Source organism: Leucobacter sp. GX24907, from assembly GCF_053567335.1.
Map to the genome: position 1 here is coordinate 370,383 of NZ_JBSGPD010000003.1, position 19,272 is coordinate 389,654.

General features: G+C 65.8%; 15 protein-coding genes. 6 read left to right on the top strand and 9 right to left on the bottom strand.

Translation table 11 applies throughout. The features are described 5' to 3' along the window. Positions 1–5: 5 nt before the first annotated feature. Entirely contained in the window at positions 6–416 is a 411-nt protein-coding gene (locus tag ACUYV6_RS06810) for a YchJ family protein (RefSeq protein WP_449277898.1), read from the top strand. Between the two features lie 55 nt (positions 417–471). On the opposite strand, the gene ACUYV6_RS06815 is transcribed toward ACUYV6_RS06810, so the two are convergent. Beyond that, positions 472–2,067 (bottom strand): DEAD/DEAH box helicase, encoded by a 1,596-nt coding sequence (locus ACUYV6_RS06815; protein WP_449277899.1) that lies wholly within the window; start codon positions 2,065–2,067, stop codon positions 472–474. Between the two features lie 305 nt (positions 2,068–2,372). Between ACUYV6_RS06815 and ACUYV6_RS06820 the strand changes: the two genes are divergently transcribed. The 4 genes from ACUYV6_RS06820 (at position 2,373) to ACUYV6_RS06835 (ending at position 9,158) form a co-directional block, all read left to right on the top strand. Next, positions 2,373–3,659, top strand: a complete 1,287-nt coding sequence (locus ACUYV6_RS06820) for an ATP-binding protein (protein ID WP_449277900.1) — start codon at positions 2,373–2,375, stop codon at positions 3,657–3,659. 133 nt (positions 3,660–3,792) lie between these two features. Next, on the top strand, positions 3,793–7,464 hold the full coding sequence (locus tag ACUYV6_RS06825) for a TM0106 family RecB-like putative nuclease (protein WP_449277901.1): 3,672 nt from the start codon (positions 3,793–3,795) through the stop codon (positions 7,462–7,464). A 198-nt stretch (positions 7,465–7,662) separates the two neighbouring features. Next, positions 7,663–7,893 (top strand): tautomerase family protein, encoded by a 231-nt coding sequence (locus ACUYV6_RS06830; protein ID WP_449277902.1) that lies wholly within the window; start codon positions 7,663–7,665, stop codon positions 7,891–7,893. 143 nt (positions 7,894–8,036) lie between these two features. After that, on the top strand, positions 8,037–9,158 hold the full coding sequence (locus tag ACUYV6_RS06835) for a pyridoxal phosphate-dependent aminotransferase (protein WP_449277923.1): 1,122 nt from the start codon (positions 8,037–8,039) through the stop codon (positions 9,156–9,158). A 16-nt stretch (positions 9,159–9,174) separates the two neighbouring features. Here the strand turns inward: ACUYV6_RS06835 and ACUYV6_RS06840 are convergent, their stop codons facing one another. After that, a complete protein-coding gene (locus ACUYV6_RS06840; protein ID WP_449277903.1) occupies positions 9,175–10,230 on the bottom strand; it encodes an Ldh family oxidoreductase in 1,056 nt (351 codons plus the stop codon). An 87-nt stretch (positions 10,231–10,317) separates the two neighbouring features. Next, positions 10,318–11,445 carry an alanine dehydrogenase gene (ald, locus tag ACUYV6_RS06845; RefSeq protein ID WP_449277904.1) on the bottom strand — a complete coding sequence of 376 codons (1,128 nt, stop codon included), beginning with the start codon at positions 11,443–11,445 and terminating at the stop codon, positions 10,318–10,320. Positions 11,446–11,673: 228 nt separating this feature from the next. Between ald and ACUYV6_RS06850 the strand changes: the two genes are divergently transcribed. Continuing rightward, positions 11,674–12,150 (top strand): Lrp/AsnC family transcriptional regulator, encoded by a 477-nt coding sequence (locus ACUYV6_RS06850; RefSeq protein ID WP_449277905.1) that lies wholly within the window; start codon positions 11,674–11,676, stop codon positions 12,148–12,150. Between the two features lie 4 nt (positions 12,151–12,154). Here the strand turns inward: ACUYV6_RS06850 and lhpI are convergent, their stop codons facing one another. Genes lhpI through ACUYV6_RS06880 form a run of 6 tightly spaced genes read right to left on the bottom strand, consistent with a single transcriptional unit; the run spans position 12,155 to position 18,808 of the window. After that, positions 12,155–13,912, bottom strand: coding sequence for a cis-3-hydroxy-L-proline dehydratase (gene lhpI / locus ACUYV6_RS06855; RefSeq protein WP_449277906.1), 1,758 nt, complete (start codon positions 13,910–13,912; stop codon positions 12,155–12,157). A 19-nt stretch (positions 13,913–13,931) separates the two neighbouring features. After that, entirely contained in the window at positions 13,932–14,744 is an 813-nt protein-coding gene (locus tag ACUYV6_RS06860; RefSeq protein ID WP_449277907.1) for an SDR family NAD(P)-dependent oxidoreductase, read from the bottom strand. Continuing rightward, positions 14,741–15,502, bottom strand: a complete 762-nt coding sequence (locus tag ACUYV6_RS06865) for an SDR family NAD(P)-dependent oxidoreductase (RefSeq protein ID WP_449277908.1) — start codon at positions 15,500–15,502, stop codon at positions 14,741–14,743. The genes ACUYV6_RS06860 and ACUYV6_RS06865 overlap by 4 nt, the downstream gene beginning before the upstream one ends. A gap of 13 nt (positions 15,503–15,515) precedes the next feature. Next, on the bottom strand, positions 15,516–16,607 hold the full coding sequence (locus tag ACUYV6_RS06870) for a proline racemase family protein (protein WP_449277909.1): 1,092 nt from the start codon (positions 16,605–16,607) through the stop codon (positions 15,516–15,518). Next, positions 16,604–17,506 (bottom strand): dihydrodipicolinate synthase family protein, encoded by a 903-nt coding sequence (locus tag ACUYV6_RS06875; RefSeq protein WP_449277910.1) that lies wholly within the window; start codon positions 17,504–17,506, stop codon positions 16,604–16,606. Before ACUYV6_RS06875 ends, ACUYV6_RS06870 begins: the two co-directional genes overlap by 4 nt. Before the next feature lie 57 nt (positions 17,507–17,563). Then, positions 17,564–18,808 (bottom strand): NAD(P)/FAD-dependent oxidoreductase, encoded by a 1,245-nt coding sequence (locus ACUYV6_RS06880; protein ID WP_449277911.1) that lies wholly within the window; start codon positions 18,806–18,808, stop codon positions 17,564–17,566. Positions 18,809–19,272 lie beyond the last annotated feature (464 nt).

Here is a 19,272-nt window from a genome sequence, read left to right on the forward strand (position 1 = left end):
CGGACGTGAACGGCAGCGCCTGCCCGTGCGGACGCGGCGACGCATACGAGCGCTGTTGCGGGCCGATCCATGACGGCGCTCCCGCACCCACCGCGGAGAGACTCATGCGGTCGCGATACAGCGCATTCGCGCTGGGACTCGAGGAGTACCTGCGAGCCTCGTGGCACCCATCGACGCGCCCCTCGGCCGCAGAGACGCTGCTGGACCCCGAGACTCGCTGGCTGCGGTTGGCCGTCGAGCAGGTCGAAGGCGGCGGCCCCTTCGACAGCCAGGGGTACGTGACGTTCACGGCGGTGGGGCAGACGCCCGCAGGGAGGATTCGTCAGCGCGAGCGCAGCCGATTCGTGCGCGAGAGCGGAGCCGACACCGCAGCCCGGCACTGGTACTACATCGACGGTGAATCGCTCGAGGGGTGACCTCGAGCGATTCACCATTCAGGGGCTGCGGCGCGCGATCAGGCGCTTCGAAGCCTCAGTCGCCGCTCGGCCGCTGCGCGCGACGCGGACCTCGGCTCGACCCGCCGCGGTTCGGCCCTGATGCATTGCGGTTCTGACCTGAGCCGCCGCGGTTCTGGTCACCGCGGCCCTGCCCTGACGCACCGCGGCTCTGGCCGTTACGACTCTGCCCACCGGCGCGCGCGCCCGATCCCTGGCCTCCCTGGCCTCCCTGGCCTCCCTGGCTACGCTGGCCACCTTGACCGCCCTGGCCTCCTTGGCCACTGCCGCCGCCGCGTCCGCGGCGAGACCGCTTCCGCTTGGCGTTCGCACCCTGCGAGGCGCCCTGACCAGCCGGAGCCTGTCCCGCTGCGCGCTGCTGTGCGGCCTGTGCCTCGGCACGGCGCCGTTCGGTCTCGCGCGGGTCGACGCGGGGCGCGACCTCCCCGATGAGCGCGAGGACCTCGGGGTCGACGTTCTTGGACATCGGATCGACGCGCTTCGGTGTGACGCGAATCTTGGCTGCGCGCATGATCTGCTTCATCTCGCCGCGCTGCTCGGGCAAGACGAGGGTGACCACGTCGCCTTCGTTGCCGGCACGGGCTGTGCGGCCGGAGCGGTGCAGGTATGCCTTGTGCTCGACCGGGGGATCGATGTGCACGACGAGGTCGACGCCGTCGACGTGCACGCCGCGCGCGGCGACATCGGTCGCGACGAGCACCTTGGCGTCGCCCGAGACGAACTCTGCGAGGTTTCGGTCGCGTGCGTTCTGCGAGAGGTTGCCCTGCAATTCGACCGCCGGGATGCCTCGTGCGGTCAGCGTCTTCGCGAGACGTTTGGCCTGGTGCTTCATTCGAGTGAAGAAGATGCGACGCGCGGTGCCCGAGGCGAGTGCCTCGATAAGCGCGTCCTTCTGATCCTTGCCGTCGACCTCGAAGACGTGGTGTGTGAGTTGCGGCACGGGGCTCTCAGCCGAGTCCACGGAGTGCAGGATCGGGTCGTGCAGGTACTTGCCGACGATCCGATCGACCCCGTTGTCGAGGGTGGCGCTGAAGAGCAGACGCTGGCCCACCTTCGGGGTCTTGTTCAGGATGCGTGTGACGACCGGGAGGAAGCCCATGTCGGCCATGTGGTCGGCCTCGTCGAGCACGGTGATCTCGACGCCTGAGAGGTCCACGAGTCCCTGTCCCATGAGGTCGTCGAGGCGACCGGGGGCTGCGACGACAATATCCACTCCGCGCTCGAGCACTTCCTCTTGTCGGCGCTGCGAGACGCCGCCGAAGATGGTGGTGACCCGTACCTTGAGGGGGTCGGCGAGCATCTTGATGGTCTCGGCGATCTGGGTGACGAGCTCGCGAGTGGGAGCGAGCACGATTGCGCGGGGGCGTCCTGGACGGCGCTTCGATTCGACATCGTTCGCGAGATTCGCGACGAGCGGGATGCCGAAGGCGATGGTCTTGCCCGAGCCGGTGCGTCCACGGCCGAGCACGTCGCGCCCTGCGAGCGTGTCCGGCAGCGTGTCGCGCTGAATCGGGAACGGGGCCGACTTGCCGTTCTTGGCGAGCGCATCGGCGATGGGGGCGGGCACTCCCAGTTCGAGGAACGAGGGCGTGGCGGGAGTATCGGGGGTCACATGGACCTTTCGTGTGTTCTGCGGCACCGCAGGAGCTGCGCACCGGATCGCGTGTGTGCGAGGTGCAGCCGCATCGGGGCCTGGTCGGCGAGTGCGCAGGATCGCGCATCCGTTCGCCGCGGAGCGCTTCAGCGGCACCGCGCGATCCGCCGGAATTCCGGGGGCGGGTGTGCTCTGGGCCTGCGACGCTGGTCGGGCACTCCGCAGTGCCCACCGCGGACTACTCTACCTGCTCTTGCCGTGTTCCGAAGGAATCCATCCGTAACATACGGGTTCCGGCTCCGGTGTTCTGGCATGATTCCTCCATGGCACGCATTCACATTCGCGACTTCCACGACGACGATCTCGACGCCATCGTGCGCCTCTGGTGGGAGGCCAGCAACTCGCAAGAGCTGCCCGTGTACTCCCTCGCGGAGGTCACGGCTTCGTGCACCGAGGATCACGCGGTCGTCGCCGTGCTCGGGGAGCGTGTGGTTGCTGCGGCGGTCGCCCGCGCCGCGCACGCGCAGGGCTGGGTGGTGTTCTTCGGCATCTCCGAGGAGGCTCGCAGCGAGAACGTGTCAGGTGCGCTGCTCGATGCCCTGGAGCGCAAGATGACGCCCCTCGGGTTGGGTGCGCTCTCCGTGTTGATGCCGGAGGGCAGCCGTCTCGACATGCTGACCTCCAACAGCTTCGAACTGCGTCACAACCTGCGCTACCTGGAACGGCAGATGCCGGTGCAGCGGCGTGAGCTCGACCTGCTGAAGGACGTCGGGGGCAGGATTCTTCCCCGCCATCTCTGGGGCAACGTTGCGGGCATGCGGCACGAGAAGCGGCTGCTCGAAGAGCGGCTCGTCACCCCGCTCGCGCAGCCCGACCTGGCCGATCGGTATGGTGTGGTGCCGCCGCGTGCCGTCATGCTTTTCGGCCCTCCAGGTACCGGCAAGACGACATTCGCGAAGGCCGTGGCGTCACGCCTCGACTGGCCCTTCGTCGAGGTATTCCCGTCTCGCCTCGGAGACGGCACGAACTCGATGGCGGCTTCGCTCCGAGGTGTCTTCGAACGCATCGGAGAGCTCGAGCACGGCGTCGTCTTCATCGACGAGGTGGAGGAGATCGCCTCGCAACGCAGCGACCCGCCGACGCCCACGCAGGGAGTGACGAACGAACTCCTCAAGATCGTTGCCGACTTCCGCAGTCGTGAGGGGCTTCTGCTCGTGTGCGCCACGAACTTTGTGCGCGGGCTGGATTCCGCATTCCTGAGACACGGACGCTTCGACTACGTGCTGCCGATCGGTTTGCCAGACGCTGAAGCGCGCGAGGCGATTTGGCGGCGGTACGTACCCGAAGAGATCTCGGTCGAAGTTGACTTCGCGGCGCTGGTTGAGCGAAGCGAAGGCCTCACGCCAGCCGATATCGAGTACGCGGCTCGACGCGCCTCCCAGGAGGCTCTCGCGCGTGTGTTGCGCGGCGCAGAAGAAATCGACAGCGAGGCGCCGGCAGAGCTCGCAACGGACGACTACCTCGCTGCGCTCTCGGTCACGCGGGCCACTGTGTCGGACGCCGAGCAGTCGGCGTTCCTCGAAGATATCGACCGTCTCGCCCGCCTGTAGCAGGCACCGCGAACCTCGACACAGCCTCGGGAGAAGGCCGTGTCGATAGACACCGTGCACCGGCCGCACCCTGTATGTCGGAGGCAGGCGGTAACGTCGTCGGCGTAGCGGTTCCGAGCGAAGGACGACGCCCATGTTCATGCAGCACCTCGACGATGGAGTCGGCCAGCGCATCGTCACGAGCGCGAGCGATCTGACCGCTGCGAGCGCCTGCGAGTTCGCCTTCTTGCGACGGGTCGACGCGAAGCTGGGTCGCAGTGTTGAGGTGCCTCCTGATAATGATCCGATGCTCGCACGCGCCGCCCGGCTCGGCGATGCCCACGAGGAACGGGTGCTTGCAGCATTGCGAGACCAGTACGGGGTTGGCATCGTCGGTGAACCAGGCGGGGCCATCAGCGAGTCGGGGGGCGTTATCGAGATCCCTCGCCCCGAGTCGATGAGGCCCAGTGCACTCGAGATCGTCGCCGAGCAGACGCGTGCGGCCCTGAACGGAGGCGCTGCGGTGGTGTTCCAAGCGACCTTCTTCGAGCCTGCGCAGCGACCGGCAGATCCTGCAACGGGCGACCTCGAGATCGGCTTCGTCGGATTCGCAGACTTTCTCGAACGGCAGCCCGACGGGGCGTTCGAAGTGCAGGACTCGAAGCTCGCACGTCGCGCGAAGGTCACGGCACTTATGCAGCTCGCGGCATATGCCGAGCAGTTGGAGCGGATCAAAGTTCCGGTCGCTCCGGAGGCCGTGCTGATCCTCGGCGACGGTGCACGGTCGCGCCATCGCATCTCGGATATTGCTCCGGTGTTCCGAGCCCGTCGTGCGCGCCTGCACCGCATACTGCTGGATCGGGTACGCGCGACGGGCTCCGACGGGTCCCGTGACAGTGCCGAGCCGATCCAATGGGGCGCTCCCGGCATCGTCGCCTGCGGGCGCTGCGAGGTGTGCGAGCCCGAGGTACTGCAGCATCGGGACCCGTTGCTCATCGCGGGCCTCCGACGCACGCAACGCGACGCGCTCCTTGCTGCTGGCGTGACCACGATCGATGCGGTAGCCCGGCTCAGCGATGAATCCGCCGTTCCCGGACTTCCCGACGCCGTGCGCAGACGACTTGCCGCACAGGCCGCGGTGCAGATCGCGTCGGAGGGGCAGCACATGCCTGCGGTGAGGGTCATCGATCCCGGCGCACTCGCCGCGATTCCGGAGCCGAGCCCGGGCGATCTCTTCTTCGATTTCGAGGGTGACCCGATGTACCGAGAGCCGGACGACGGCTCCGGCAACCAGGGGAGCACGCGCTGGGGCCTCGATTACCTGTTCGGCATGGTCGACGTCTCCGAGCAGTTCACACCGATCTGGGCGCACGACCTCGAAGCAGAGAAACGTGCGCTGCTCGATTTCCTCAGGCTCGTCGCTGACCGACGAGATCGATTCCCCGATATGCACGTCTACCATTACGCACCGTACGAGCGCACACACCTGCTGAGCATCGCTGCGCGGCACGGCGTCGGCGAAGCCGAAGTCGATGGGCTGTTGCGCGATCACGTGCTGGTCGACCTGTATCCGCTCGTCCGCCGTGCGCTGCGCATCGGCTCGCGCTCGTATTCGATCAAGAAGCTCGAACCGCTCTACATGGGTGACGAACTGCGTGATGATGATGGAGTGACGAGCGGCGCGCAGTCCGTCACCGAGTACGCGGAGGCGTGTGCGCAGCTCGCCGCGGAGGATCCCGAGCAGCAACGGGAGGGGCGGCAGCGTCTCGAAGCCATCGCCGATTACAACCGCTACGACTGCGTCTCCACTCTGCGGTTGCGCGATTGGCTGCTCGGCATCGCCGCCGAGCAGGGCATTGCCCCGATTGTTCCGCAGACATCGGCGGACGACGACAGCCATGAGATCGAGCTCAGCCCGATCGCTACCGCGCTGCTCGCGCAGGCCGACTCAGCGCCACCGGGGGATCGAGCAGCCGCTGCGCTCGCGGCGAGCGCGATCGACTATCACCAGCGCGAGCAGAAATCATTTTGGTGGGCGCACTTCGCGAGGCTCGTCGATCCCATCGAGGATTGGGCCGATACTCGAGATGTGCTCGTCGTTGACCCGACGAGCAGCCCGGTCTCCGAAGACTGGCATCTGCCTCCCCGGGCCCGCGCCAGGAGACGGCACCTCCTGTTGCGCGGTGAACTCGCACCTGGAAGCTCGCTCCGCCCTGGCGGCGATGTGTTCGTGCTCTACGATCATCCGGCGCCGTTTCCGCAGCACGGAGGCGCACCCGGCTCACGGGGTGTGCGGAGGGCGCGCCTCCTCGAACGACTCGACGATGGCGTCCTCGTGCAAGAGCTACTCGGCGATGCCGATGAGTACGCGGTGCTGCCGGTCGCGCTGGTCCCGGGGCCCCCGCCTCCGCCCGGCGCGCAGAAAGGCGCGATCGAGGAGTGGGGTGCCCGGTTGCTCACCGCGCTCGAAGCAGGGTCATTTCCGAGCGACCCCGTAGTCGATCTCATCCGCCGCCGACCCCCGCGGCTGGTCGGCCCCGAATCTGCAGAGCTTCAGCAGGGGCACGATGTCATCGATGCAGTGGCGGCCAGCCTGCTGCGTTTGGACCGCAGCTACCTCGCGGTGCAGGGGCCGCCCGGTACCGGAAAGACGTATCTTGCAGCTCATGTCATCAAGCGACTGGTCGAACAGCACGGGTGGCGAATCGGTGTCGTCGCGCAGTCCCATCGTGTCGTCGAGAACGTGCTCGCAGGTGTCGTGGAGGCAGGGGTGTCGAGCGCGCTCGTCGGAAAGGTGCCGCAGGGCGGTACCCTCCCTGAAGGAGAACCCGCTCCTCCTTATGCGGTGCTGCCGAAGAACGGCCACTCCCGATTTCTCGATGAGCATCGGCAGGCCGGGCGCGGTTGTGTGATCGGGGGAACCGCGTGGGACTTCAGTAACGTCACGAGGGTCGAGCGCGAAGCCCTCGATTTGCTTGTCGTGGACGAGGCCGGGCAGTTCTCGCTCGCACCGACGATCGCGGCCTCGGTCTCCGCGCAGCGATTACTGCTGCTCGGCGACCCGCAGCAGCTGCCGCAGGTATCGCAGGGCAACCACCCGGAACCCGTCGACACCTCGGCCCTCGGCTGGCTGCTCGGTGATCTCGAGACGATGCCGCCCGAACTCGGCTACTTCCTTTCGGAAACCAGGCGGATGCGCACGGAGCTCGCCGACGTCGTGTCAGAGCTCTCGTACGAGGGGCGCCTGCAGGCGCATGAGAGCGCCGGAGCCCGTGTGGTGTCGGACGCCGGGCCAGCCGGGCTGGTCTGGCATCCGGTTGACCACACCGGCAACTCGACGCATTCGATCGAGGAAGCTGCAGAAGTCGTGCGCATCGCACAGCGGGTGCTTGCGGGAAGCCTGCTCGAACACAGCAAGCACAGCGAGCACAGCACGCACCGGCGTCTCACACCGGACGATCTCATCGTGGTCGCCGCTTACAACGCCCAGGTCGAGTGCGTCGCTGAGGCCTTGCGCGCCGTCGGTCTTGGCGCTGTACGCGTCGGAACCGTCGACAAGTTCCAAGGGCAGGAGGCCGTCATTGCGATCGTCACGCTTGCTGCCTCGAGTCCGGAAGACGTGCCGCGTGGTCTCGACTTCTTGCTCATGCGCAACCGATTGAACGTCGCGATCAGCCGGGCGCAATGGTCCGCCCATCTCGTGTCGTCGAAGCACCTCGGAACCGGGCTGCCAGGCTCTGCCGAAGGGCTCGCCGCGCTCAGCGGCTATCTGCGTCTGACCGAACGGAGCGTCGGCATCGCAGATGAGCAGTCGAGTGTGTCATGAGATCTGCCGGGCACCCATCGAATGCTGCCGGCACGCATTGAATACTGCCGGGCACGCATTGAATACTGCCGGGCACGCATTGAATACTGCCGGGCACGCATTGAATACTGCTGCGCACGCATCGATAATGTGCCGAACGGTGTGAAAGTCGCTAGCGTGGTGAGCGCAGCAACGCTGCGCTTGAGAGAAAGGGCGGATATGCCGCATATTGCACTCACCATGTACCAGGGTCGCGACGAAGAGACGAAGCGCGATATCGCTCAGAAGATTGAGACCTTCTACCGCGAGACCTTCGGATTCGGCGAGAACGAGGTATCGGTTTCGATCATCGACTCGGCCCCTGAAGAGTACTCGGCTGCCGTCGAGGGCCGCTTCACGGAACAGGAGCAGCTTGTTATTCCGTCGAAGTTCATCGGCGGTCAGGCCTAGCACCTGAGTTCGTTGACCGGCGCAGAGGAGAGCACGTGATACCGGGACAGTCGTTCAAGACCCCGCCGACCGGCCTGCCCGTCCCTGGCAGGAGTGGAGGGTACGCCGCCTCAGAGCGGTCGCGGATCCCGGCCTTCGAGGTGATGCGCATCACCGACGAGATCGCGAAGCGGCGGGCACGCGGGCACGACGTGGTCTCCCTCTGCGCCGGCGAGCCGAGCGCCCGACCCGTACCCGGCACACTGCGGGCTGCCGGGTACACCGGTCCGCTCGGCACCGCGCCGCTGCGAGAGGCGATCGCCGGACACTACCGGGGCTGGTACGGCGTCGAGGTTGATCCTGCGCGTATCGCCGTGACGACCGGTTCCTCGGGCGCCTTCCAGCTCGTCTTCCTTGCAGCGTTCAACCCGGGGGACAAGGTCGCGCTCGCGAGCCCCGGGTACCCCGCCTACCGGAACATCCTCACGGCGCTCGGAGTCGAGGTCGTCGAGATCGCGACGGGTCCCGCCACGCGCTACCAGCCGACTCCCGAACTGCTCGATGACGCCGATGCCGAACGCGGCCCATTAGCCGGCCTGATCATCGCGTCGCCCGCGAATCCCACGGGAACGATGCTCTCCCGCGCCGACCTGGGTGCACTCGTCAAATGGTGCCAGGCACGCTCCGTGCGACTGATCAGTGACGAGATCTACCACGGCATCACATTCTCGGAAGATGAGACCGCCGCCGATCGCCGCGGCACGACCGCAGCGGAGCTCGATCCGGAATCGGTCGTGATCAACTCCTTCTCCAAGTACTGGGGAATGACCGGTTGGCGGCTCGGGTGGGCAATCCTCCCTGAGGATCTCGTCGCCCCGGTGGAAGCGCTCGCCTCCAATTTCGCACTCTCGCCTCCAGCCCCCGCGCAGGAGCTCGCGCTCACGGCATTCACTGAAGAAACGTACGCCGAACGAGACGCCATTGTTGCGGGCTTCGGGAGCGCCAGGTCACTCATTCTTGATGCGGCGCCCCAGCTTGACTGGGGGGTCGCCGCTCCATCGGATGGGGCGTTCTACTACTACTCGGAACTCGGACCGCAGCTCGAACGCTTCGAGGACTCATCAGCCTACGCGAGCGCCCTGCTCGAAGGCGCTGATGTCGCGGTCGTGCCGGGTGGAGACTTCGACCGGGTTGCCGGGCATCGTGCAGTGCGTCTCTCATACGCTGCCGGCGAGGCGGCCGTCGCGGAGGCTCTCGAACGGATCATTCGCTTCCAGCACGCGTGACCCGCCCGGCTGCGGCTCAGTCTCCTGCTGCCTCGGTCAGTCGGGTGAGGAGCTCGTTTGGAATGCTCGGCTCGGCGAGCGGTTCGCGGCGGCGCCCGAACTCGTGTCCGATGAACTCGCTGAGCCGCGCGAAGTGAGCGTCGGCGCGGGCGACGAACCCGGGGTCGAATGCTTCTGGGTCGATAGCGATGATCCACAGTCCGACCTCAGGGCAGTCTTCGCCCTCGGTGAAGCTCGCGGCATCGAGCGAGAAGCGACCACCGGCGAGTGCCGCCAGCAGCTCGATCATGACCGTGATATTCGCGCCCTTGTGTCCGCCGAAGGGCAGCAGGGCACCCTCGATTGCGGCAGCGGCGTCGGTCGTCGGGTTGCCGTCGGAATCGATGGCCCAGCCGGCGGGGATGCTCTCGCCGCGGAGCGCCGCATCGCGGATGCTCACCCAGGCGACCTCGCTCGAAGCCTGGTCGATGAGGCGGATGCCATCTGCGCTCGGCACGGCGAACGAGAACGGATTGGTTCCGGTAACCGGGATGGGTGCGTTGAACACGGACATCAGCACGGGCGAGTTCGTGCCCGCTAACGCGATGAAGCCGGCTTCGGCGAGTTCTGCGGTGTAGAAGCCGAGCTCGCCGACGGGGAAGGTCCGCCCGATTCCGAGCAAGCCGATTCCGGTCGTGCCGACGGCGTCGATGAACTCATCACGTACGAGGTCGAAGGGCAGCTGCGCGACACCTCGATCACCGTCAACGGTGACGACCGAGGATCGGCGGGACTGCACCTGGGGGGATGGCGTACCGTTGATGCGACCGGCACGCAGCGAATCGATGTAGTCGAAGAGGTGCGCAACACCGACGGCGGGGCGGCCTCGGCGCTCGGCCTCGACAGTGGCTCTCGCAAGCGAGGCCGACGATGCCTCATCGGCACCGGCGGCGCGCAGTGCGTCTGAGCACAACCGCTCGATCTGCGACCAACTCAGCTGCTCCGAGTTCAGTTTCTCCGAGTTCAGTTTCTCCGAGTTCAGCTCCTTGCTCTGCTTCTGCGCGGAGATCCCGACGTTACTGGCTGCGGTCACAGGTGCTCCTTCGAACTCGCGGTGCGACAGGATCCTGCCTCACTACATGATGCGATCACATCCTAATGCTCGAGGCGGCTCCGCCGCCTACTGCGCTGCGGCGAGCGTCTCCTCAACCGTCGCGCTGGCGAGGTCAGGGAATGCCTGCGCCACACCGTGGTTGGTGATGACTCCGGCGTGGGCGTTGAGGCCGAGTGCAAGGGAAGGATCGGCCCGGAGCGCTTCTGCCCACCCCTTGTCAGCGAGGGCGACCACGTAGGGGAGTGTCGCGTTGGTGAGCGCGGCAGTCGAGGTCTCCGGTACTGCGCCCGGCATGTTCGCCACGCAGTAGTAGATCGTGTCGTGTACCTGGAAGGTGGGATCGTCGTGCGTGGTCGGGCGGGAGTTCTCGAAGCAGCCGCCCTGATCGATCGCGATGTCTACGAGTACCGAGCCGGGCTTCATCTGCGCGACCATTTCGTCGGTCACGAGCTTGGGGGCCTTCTCTCCCGGGATCAGTACGGAGCCGATGACGAGGTCGGCGTCCTTGAGCGCTTCCGCAATGTTGTGGGAGTTGGAGGTGCGGGTCTGGATGCGGCCGTCGAACTCGTCTTCGAGCTGCTTGAGGCGGGGAATCGAGATGTCGATGATCGTGACCTCGGCCCCCATGCCGAATGCGATGCGCGCAGCCTGTTCTCCTGCCGCGCCGCCGCCGATGACGACGACTTTGCCGCGGCGAGTCGCGGTGACGCCGCCGAGCAGGATGCCTCGTCCGCCGTTCGCTTTCATGAGCGAGTGGGCGCCGACCTGCGCCGAGAGGCGGCCGGCGACTTCGGACATCGGGGCGAGGAGCGGCAGCGCCCGGTTCGGCAGCTGCACGGTCTCGTAGGCGATCGCGGTCGTGCCGGAGGCGATGACGGCGTCAGTGCAGGGACGCGAAGCGGCCAGGTGCAGATACGTGAAGAGCACCTGCCCGTTTCGCATGAGGCCGTACTCGGCCTCGATCGGCTCCTTGACCTTCAAGATCATGTCGGATGCTTCCCAGACCCCTTCAGCATCGCCCACGATCGTGGCACCCGCGGCGATGTATTCGTCATCGGTGATGGAGGATCCGAGGCCGGCGCCTGCCTGTACGAGTACCTCGTGACCGCGCTTCGCGAGTTCGTGGACCCCTGCCTGAGTGATCGCGACGCGGTTCTCGTTGTTCTTGATCTCGGTGGGGATGCCGACGCGCATGGGATGCTCCGTTGAATTCGGTCGTGTGTGATGGAATGGTTTCAGTGGCGCAGACTGCTCAGCTCAGAGGGTTTCGATGCCTCACGGTGTGCAGATCAACGACTTCGGTTGTTTCCTACCAATTATGCAGTATGTTCGATATTCAAGATATATTTGTGATGAATATTCGGCTGATCTGCAGTATTTTGGTTGACGGTGGATGGAAGCGGGGACATTGTGGCTGAAGCGATGAAGAATCTGCAGCAGGAAGCGGAGCTCGATCAGATCGACCGCAAGATTATCGATGAGCTGCAGAGCAACGGCCGCATCACGAACGCCGAGCTTGCGGAGCGGGTCGGTGTCGCCGCATCAACCTGTATCGCGCGCGTCCGCAGCCTGGTCTCTCGCCGCATCATCACGGGCTTCACCGCGAGCGTCGACCCGAGAGCGATGGGGCTGGGCCTACAGGTACTCGTCAGCGTGACGGTGCGAGCCGGAGCTCGTCAGCACATCATGGCGCTCAGTGACGAGCTCAGCGAGCTTCCCGAGGTACTGCAGCTCTTCTTCCTGGGTGGTGCCGAGGATTTCATCATTCACCTCGCCGTTCGAGACGCAGACCATGTGCGTGACTTCGTCATCGAACACTTGTCGGCGCACCCCGCAGTCGCTTCGACGCAGACCCACATCGTATTCAGCCATCACCAGAATCCGGTACGTCAGGCCTGACGTTTCAGCTCGCGCGCAACCAGGCGGGCGGTGCATCCGGCGCTCGGCCGGTGACAGCCGCCCGGAGGCACTCTTCGAAGCTGCCGAAGTGCATTCCGCGTTCAACCTGTGCGGGGCCGTAATGGGCGTACTTCGCTGAGTTGGTCATCACAGTGGGGGCGTTATGCGGGATCACCGGCTCCTGGATCAGGCACCAGCAGGTGTCGGTGATGAAAGTTCCGCCGATCCGCTCAATGCGCTGGGCGAAGCCCCGCTTGACGGCCTGCCGGTGCACGGCCCGACCGCAGGTGACCATCAGCGAGGTGCCCGGAGCGAGTCCGTCGACACCATCGCAGAGACCGGCGAGCCGTTCGATCTCGGTGAGCGAGAAGTGAGGGTTGCCGAAGGCCACGAGTCCGACCTCGGGAGTCGTCGCCGAGGTGAGTTCTGACCGGATGGCGAGCAGATCTTCCCGCGTCACCGAGACGGTGTGGAGCTTCTCGGCGTCTCCGGCGGCTTCGATGTCCAGGCCGCACGCCTCGGCGAGGGTGCCGGCCTCCGGCGTCACTCCGACCATGTGGAACATCGGTGCTGCCGAGGTCGTCGCAAGGGCAGCGCCTAGGGCGCGCAGGTCATCGTGGTTCGCGCCGGAGCGCTCGAGCCCGGTGATCACGGGCACCTCGCTGCCCGTGATCTGCCCGGCGAAGTAACCGAGCATCGGGAAGAGGGAGTCGTCGAAGCCTGCTCCGAACTCGTGTGCGGGCACGTCGAAACGGATCGTCGCACGGCGGGGGAGCGGCAGGTGAGTTCCGGCGGCCGGGGCACGGCCGGTGATCGCGACGAGGATGTCCAGGTAGTCCGGATACTTCAGTGTGCGCGCGCCGAGCACCGAGTTCGCGAAGACGACGGCGTTCGATTCCGCCCACACGATCTGCTGCCCGAACGCCGGCTTGTCGCCCAGCCAGTACGGAGCACAGGTGTAGGTGGGCTCGACGCCCAGGTCGATGTACGCCTGAGCGAGGACTTCGGAGGGTTCCCCGAGAGCGGGATCGACGCCCTGTGCGCGCCATTGCTCGAGGTCGACCTTCACCGAGTTCATCGTGGAGGGAATGCAGACTCGCCCACCCAGTTCGACCAGACGCTCGGCAAACGCCAGGCTTGCGGGCCCCTGATAGAAGTTGCCATCGATATGTGCGAGTTCCACGTCGATGAGCTCGGTGGCACCTTCGAGTGCGGCGGCGCGAAGCACGACACGCATGGCGGCTCGAGCAGCAGGGCCGCGGTCGCCGTCGAGCATGCGGCGATCCTCAGCGCTCAGTGCGATGGTTTCGAGTGCAGCATCGCGGAGTAAGTCGCTCCCGTCAGCAACTGCCTCACCGACAGTGAGCGACTCGACGTCGGCGAGCCTGCGATGCTCGTCCGGAGAGACGCGCACGATCGGCAGCGAACGTCCGAAGAACTCCTCGGCGATGATCGCCCCGAGCGGTAGGATCGTCTCTTCTCGACAGAAGACCAGTGCGGCCGGTGCGGTACCCGCGAGCAGCATCTCGAACAGAGCACCGCTGCCCGCGCAGGAGCCTCTCCCATTCGGGATCACCAAGATCTTGCCAGACACCGACTGCCCGAGCAGGGGATGGTGCGTGTCGATCACGCAGCCGGTGAGCGGGTCGACGCCTCCCATCATGCTGATGGGAGTGTCGGTGTAGAGTACCCTGCCCGAGGCTCGGCCGGGGATGATCGTCGTCGCAGACGGAATTTCTGTCACGGCCGAGCTCTCGCGCATGGCTGCTCCTCTGGTTTGCTTACCGCACGTAGTCGGCGCCGGTGATGTCGATAGTCGTGCCTGTCGCGTGCCTGGCCCGACCGGTCGCGAGCCACGCGATCGTCTCGGCGACGTCCTGCGGTGGAGTGACTTCTCCGAGCGGCAGCGCGGCAAGCACCGAGTCCTCGATCGCTCCATCCGCGAGGTCCGTCGCGACCCAGCCCGGTGCAACGGCATAGGCGAGCACGCCGGCCTGCGCGTACCCACGAGCGATTCCTCGAGTGAGTGCGAGCAGGCCACCCTTTGCCGCGCCATAAGCGAGATGCTCGGCATCGTCGCCACGGTGCGAGGAACGTGACGCAAGGTTGATGATGATCCCCCTGGTGGTTCCCGGAGCTGCGCCTTCACCGGATGCGAGCCTGGCGCGTTCGCCGAAGTGCAGGAGCGCGGAACGGCAGAGGTCTGCCGGGGCGGTGAGATTGAGCTGCAGATTCGCGTCCCACCCCTCCCGCCAGGCATCGCCCGGGGAAAGCTCGGACGCAATCCAAGCGCCTGCATTGTTGACGAGCACGTCAACTCCACCGAAGGCATCGACTGAGCGCTGCCACACCTCGTTTGCCCCACCCGGGGATGCGAGATCACCGAGCACGAGCGCCGACCGGCCACCGAGTCGGGTCAGCAGCTCCTCAGTCGCCGGCGTCGTGGAGCGGGCATGGACGATGATGTTCGCTCCACGTGCGTGGAGGAGCTCGGCAGTCGCGCGGCCGATCCCACGCGAACTCCCCGTGACGAGCACCGTCGTACCCGCAAGCTCATCGGCCAGCAGGCCGCTCTTGTTCGCTGTGATGCTCATGCGACAGCCTGTGCTCCTGTGATCTCGACGCACGCACCGCACACGAACTCGGCTTCGTCAGAGGCGAGGAACGCGATGAGTGCTGCCACTTCCTGGGGCTTGCCGATGCGGCCGAACGGTACCAGAGCATCGAGATCGGCGACGGTCTTGCCCTTCTCAGCGATGCCGCGTTCGAGCATGGGCGTGTGGATCTCACCGGGGCACACCGCGTTGACCCGTACCTTGTCGGGTGCGTAGTCGCGGGCGAGACTCTTCGTGAACGACACGACGGCGGCCTTCGAGACGTTGTACGCGATATGTCCGGGCGCCGGGGTGAGACCCCACTGCGATGCCGTGTTCACGATGGATCCACCGCCCTGCTCGATCATGGTGGGGAGCACCGCCTGGCACATGTGGAACAGTGCGTTCACGTTCACCGCCATGCTGAGGTTCCAGTCGGCCTCGCTGGTGTCGAGCAGCGCGCCGCGGCGCATCGCACCCGCGTTGTTCACGAGCACATCGATACGGCCGAACTCGGCCACCACCTCTGCGACCGCCTCGCGGCAGGCTTCGCCCGAAGTGAGGTCGAAGACGATTGCGCGCGCAGTGGCGCCGGCCTCGCGGAGCGTCGCAACCGTGGCGTTCGCGGTGGCCTCGACGGCGTCGGCGACGATGACGGTTGCACCCTCGGAGGCGAGGCGCTCGCACGCGGCCGAGCCGATGCCGCCCCCGCCGCCGGTGACGAGCGCGACCTTGCCCTGGAATCGCTTGCTGGTCATGTTTCTGCCCTTCCTACTCGGCCCAGATATCGCCGACGGTGAATCCCTCGCGATACGGGTCGGTCGGGTCGAGTTCCCAGGTCGCGCGGCCGGTCACCCAACCACGTCCGGTGATAGTCGGCAGGATCGAGGGGATGCCCTCGAACTCGGTCTCACCGGCGATACGGCCGATGAACATGCTGTCGATGATGCTGTGGTGAGCGAACTCCTCGCCGGCTTTCAGTTCGCCGCGAGCGTGCAGAGCTGCGAGTCGAGCGCTCGTTCCGGTGCCGCATGGCGAACGATCGAGCGTACCGTTCCAGGTCTCGGGGCGGGCGGGATCAAGATCGCCGTTCGTGAGGATCGTCGCATTCTTGGCCTGCTTGCCCGGAGCGAGCTCACCGTTATGCAGCATGATCAGGTTCACGGCGTTGATCGACGGGTTCGTCGGGTGCTGCACCTCGATCTGCTGGAGCGCAGCGACCTTCACAGCTGCCCCAGCTTGCGTGAGCCGCTTGCCGTTCGAGCTGGTGAGCTCGATCCCGAGTTGCGCGACATCGAGCTGTACGAAGAACTGACCGCCGAACACGACGTCGACCTTCACCTCACCGAAGCCGGGCACCATGAGCGGCCGGTCGATCGCGACCGCGAAGGAGGGGACGTTCGCGAGGGTGACCGAGCGCACCTTGCCGTTCTCGACCTGTGCGGTGGCGGTGACGGTGCCGATCGCGGTGTCGATGACGACCTCCGTCACCGGTTCGACCGCGGGGACGATGCCGGTCTCGATCGCCGCGGTCACCGCGCAGATCGTATTGCTACCAGACATCGGCGTGAAGTTCGCCTGCTCCAGGATCACGATGCCGAGGTGCGAGCCCTCGTTCACCGGTGGCAGCAGGAATGCGCCGCACGTCGCGGGATATCCGCGGGGCTCGCGCAGCAGAAGCTTGCGCAACCCCTCGAGGTGCTGCGTGCAGTAGTCGAAGCGCTCGGCCATCGTGTCACCCTTGACGAAGCGCTCCGCATTCGGGATGACGCGACCGGGCTCGCCTTCGGCGTGGACCTCGATCGTCTCGACTGAGAACTTCTCGGTCGTGAGTTTCTCAGAGGTGAACTTCTCAGTCGTCATGCGAGGAGTCCCAGGCCATCGAGCGCATCCGCGACGAGTGCGCGCTCCTCATCGCTGAGGGGCAGCAGGGGCTCACGTACGGGGCCGACCGGGTGGCCGGTCAGCTCGATCGCAGCCTTGATGCCGGCGGGGTAGTTGATCGACTCGAGTACGGCGCTGAGCTTCCACAGCGGTGCCCAGAGCTCGCGGCCGCGATCCAGATCCTTCTCAACAGCGAGTGCCTGCCACAGCTCGGCCGCGTGCTTCGGAGCGATCGAGGCGACGCCCCACACCGATCCCTTGGCGCCGAGCGCGAGGCCCAAGAAGGTGAGCGTGTCCCACCCGTTGAACGCGGTGATGCTCTCGGAGTGGTTCACGAGCACTTCGGTGAAGGTCGGGGCATCGCCCGAGGTGTCCTTGAAGTAGTTGACGCCATCGATTGCGCCGATCTCAGCGAGCTGCGCGGCGTTCAGGTGTATGCCGGTTGCGCCGGGAACGTTGTAGTACATGATGTTCAGCGACGTTGCCTCGGAGATGCGCTGCAGGAAGGTCTTCAGTGCATCGAAGGAGAGCGGATCGTAGAACGGCGGCACGACCATGACGGCGTCGGCGCCGATCTCTTCGGAGTACTTCACATACTCGACGGCGCCAGCGGTCGAGGTGCTGCCGACTCCGGCGATCACCTTGATGCGGCCTGCTGCGGCTTCGACGTTCAGGCGGAGGGCCTCGCGGTACTCGGCGTCGCTCAGGCTGAAGAACTCGCCGGTTGTGCCGGTCGGCACCACGCCGGAGATTCCGCTCTCGACCATGCGCTCGATCTGGTCGCGCAGCGCGGCCTCGTCGAGTGCCGATCCGTCGGCGGTGAAGGGAGTGGGGATTGCGGCAAAGATGCCAGTGAGGTTCGCGTCGGGGCGTGCCATAGTTGTGGTCCTCTCAGATGGGCTGGCTGGTGTGTGTCTTCGCGGGGGAGCTGTGGGTCAGCGCCCGCCGCGGAAGCGTGCGGGGGAGAAGGGGGCGAGCAGCGGTGATTCTTTACCGCTGCGGATGAGATCGACGAGCACGGTCGCGGAGGCCGGCGAGAAGCCGACGCCCATCATCGCGTGACCTGTCGAGACGAACCCGTTGCTCAGTCGAGGCAGGCGGCCCATGATCGGGAGCCCATCGGGTGACATCGGGCGCATACCGGCGCGTGGCTGGATCTCTGAGCGCTTCGGCGGCTCCCAGTCGCGGAAGTACTGGCCGGGCGCGCGCAGGATCGCTTCGACGCGTACCTGATTGACGTTCTCGTCAAGGCCACCGAACTCCATCGTGCCGGCGAGCCGCAGGCGGTTGTTGAAAGGCGTCACCGCCACCTTCGCGTCGTGCAGATTGGTGGCGCTGCGCAGCCCGAAGGGGGCCATTTCGATGCAGTATCCCTTGCCGGGCCGGAGAGGCAGGTTCGCGCCGAAGAGCTTCGACAGCTGACCGCTCCATGCGCCAGCGGCCAACAGGAAGCGATCGCCTTGGAAAACACGGCCTTTCGAGGAGACGCTTTCGATACGCCCGCCGTTCAGCTGGGCCGAGTCGATCGGTGCGTTCTCGATCACCTCGACACCCATATCGACGAGCTTGCGGTGCAGCGCGCCGACGAATGCGCCGGGATCAAGATGCAGCTCCTTCGGGAAGTACAGGCCGCCCTCGACCGAGTCGTTCAGCAGAGGCTCGTGGTTGCGGACCTCATCGCCGATGAGCGCTGTCGGCTCGAGGCCGTAGCGCTTCACCAGGTCGACGTAGCCGAGGTGGTGCTGCATCAGCTCCTTGTCCTTGAATGCCATGAGCAGGCCTTCGTGGTGCAGTTCGTAGTCGATGCCGTCGGCGACGTACTCGTCAAACATGTGTACCGAGTTCTCGGCGAGCGCCAGCATCGCTGCGAAGCCCGTGCGCTGCGCCTTCGCGTTCGAGGCACGGAACATGCCGATCATGTACGACACGAAGTCAGGCTTGAGCGAGGGTTTGATGTAGAGCGGGCTATCGGGTTGAGTCATCCACTTCAGAGCGGAGAGCACCGCGCCGGGGCCGGGAACGGGGGCGGATTCAGCCGGAACTACCCAGCCGGCATTGACATCGCTAGCGCCGAGGCCCGTGGCGCGCGCATCGACGAGGGTGACGGTCTCGCCGGCCCGGGCGAGATGGTAGGCGCTCGTCAGACCGATAACGCCGCCGCCGATCACAACTGTGTGCAAAGCAGTGCCTTTCGAAGAGAAGGGGAGGGGCGATGCCCTGCCGCCTGGGGAGGATCTGTGTCGTTGATTCCAACAGTAAGCCTCTCGGGCATTTCTCAGCTTGGTGAAAGCTGTGCACTTGGGAACTGCTTGTGGCCTCGTCGCCGCACTGCTCCGAAACACCCGATGTGTCTTACAATCAGACACTACTTTGTGTATTGAGATTCTCGCAAGTCCCCGCACGGGGAGATCCTTCGGCTGTTTCCGAAAGGCCGAAGGTGGTGCTTCTGGACAACGACAAAGGGGCTGGTTCTCCACGCGTAGCGCGTGCAGAACCAGCCCCTTTGTCGTTGTTGCAGTCTAGAAGCGGACGGCGTCGACGAATTTCTTCAGGTGCGGGTTCTCCGACCGGTTGAACGCTTCGTCAGGAGTCGCGTTGACCGCGATCTCGCCCTCGTGGAAGAACACGAGACGATCCGCGGCTT

What these genes read in the sequence shown, in the direction of transcription:
- ACUYV6_RS06820 (WP_449277900.1), top strand. Translation starts at nt 2,373, where the DNA reads ATGGCACGCATTCACATTCGCGACTTCCACGACGACGATCTCGACGCC.
- ACUYV6_RS06825 (WP_449277901.1), top strand. Translation starts at nt 3,793, where the DNA reads ATGTTCATGCAGCACCTCGACGATGGAGTCGGCCAGCGCATCGTCACG.
- ACUYV6_RS06830 (WP_449277902.1), top strand. Translation starts at nt 7,663, where the DNA reads ATGCCGCATATTGCACTCACCATGTACCAGGGTCGCGACGAAGAGACG.
- ACUYV6_RS06835 (WP_449277923.1), top strand. Translation starts at nt 8,037, where the DNA reads ATGCGCATCACCGACGAGATCGCGAAGCGGCGGGCACGCGGGCACGAC.
- ald (WP_449277904.1), bottom strand. Translation starts at nt 11,445, where the DNA reads ATGCGCGTCGGCATCCCCACCGAGATCAAGAACAACGAGAACCGCGTC.
- ACUYV6_RS06850 (WP_449277905.1), top strand. Translation starts at nt 11,674, where the DNA reads ATGAAGAATCTGCAGCAGGAAGCGGAGCTCGATCAGATCGACCGCAAG.
- lhpI (WP_449277906.1), bottom strand. Translation starts at nt 13,912, where the DNA reads ATGCGCGAGAGCTCGGCCGTGACAGAAATTCCGTCTGCGACGACGATC.
- ACUYV6_RS06860 (WP_449277907.1), bottom strand. Translation starts at nt 14,744, where the DNA reads ATGAGCATCACAGCGAACAAGAGCGGCCTGCTGGCCGATGAGCTTGCG.
- ACUYV6_RS06865 (WP_449277908.1), bottom strand. Translation starts at nt 15,502, where the DNA reads ATGACCAGCAAGCGATTCCAGGGCAAGGTCGCGCTCGTCACCGGCGGC.
- ACUYV6_RS06870 (WP_449277909.1), bottom strand. Translation starts at nt 16,607, where the DNA reads ATGACGACTGAGAAGTTCACCTCTGAGAAACTCACGACCGAGAAGTTC.
- ACUYV6_RS06875 (WP_449277910.1), bottom strand. Translation starts at nt 17,506, where the DNA reads ATGGCACGCCCCGACGCGAACCTCACTGGCATCTTTGCCGCAATCCCC.